The sequence below is a fragment of the Halomonas sp. SSL-5 genome, assembly GCF_030708455.1.
Classification (GTDB): Bacteria; Pseudomonadota; Gammaproteobacteria; order Pseudomonadales; family Halomonadaceae; genus Halomonas.
On record NZ_JAUYWF010000025.1, the window covers coordinates 1 to 611 of the forward strand.

Genomic DNA, 611 nt, shown 5'->3' on the forward strand with positions numbered 1-611 from the left:
TGGTGGCTACGCCCTGATTCGAACAGGGGACCCCATCATTATGAGTGATGTGCTCTAACCAGCTGAGCTACGTAGCCAGCGGCGCGTACTCTATCGATCGCGGGTCGGCCTGTCAACTGCCTGATGTGGAAGGCATGAGAGTGCTTGACACCCCGCCGGGGGCTCGATAATATTCGCGCCACCTCGACGAGGCGAGACATTGCGTCCCATTCGTCTAGTGGTCCAGGACACCGCCCTTTCACGGCGGGAACAGGGGTTCGAACCCCCTATGGGACGCCACTCGACTCATCAGGTAACCGGAATGCGGGAATAGCTCAGTGGTAGAGCATCGCCTTGCCAAGGCGAGGGTCGGGAGTTCGAATCTCCTTTCCCGCTCCATCTTCCGAAAGGAAGACGATGCGTCCCATTCGTCTAGTGGTCCAGGACACCGCCCTTTCACGGCGGGAACAGGGGTTCGAACCCCCTATGGGACGCCACTTCTTCGGCTGCAGCAGCGAGTCGTTGAACAAGCAGTTGGATTGAGCAGCACGAGACAAGCGGGAATAGCTCAGTGGTAGAGCATCGCCTTGCCAAGGCGAGGGTCGGGAGTTCGAATCTCCTTTCCCGCTCCA

General features: G+C 59.1%; 5 tRNA genes. 4 read left to right on the forward strand and 1 reads right to left on the reverse strand.

From position 1 onward, the window contains the following. Positions 1-77 (reverse strand) — tRNA-Met (locus tag RAN53_RS16305). A gap of 126 nt (positions 78-203) precedes the next feature. On the opposite strand from RAN53_RS16305, the gene RAN53_RS16310 reads away from it, so the two are divergent. The 4 genes from RAN53_RS16310 to RAN53_RS16325 all read left to right on the forward strand — a co-directional run bounded on the left by RAN53_RS16310 (position 204) and on the right by RAN53_RS16325 (position 611). After that, a tRNA-Glu gene (locus RAN53_RS16310) sits at positions 204-279 on the forward strand. 24 nt (positions 280-303) lie between these two features. Beyond that, positions 304-378 (forward strand) — tRNA-Gly (locus RAN53_RS16315). Positions 379-400: 22 nt separating this feature from the next. Continuing rightward, positions 401-476 (forward strand) — tRNA-Glu (locus tag RAN53_RS16320). Positions 477-536: 60 nt separating this feature from the next. Then, positions 537-611 (forward strand) — tRNA-Gly (locus RAN53_RS16325).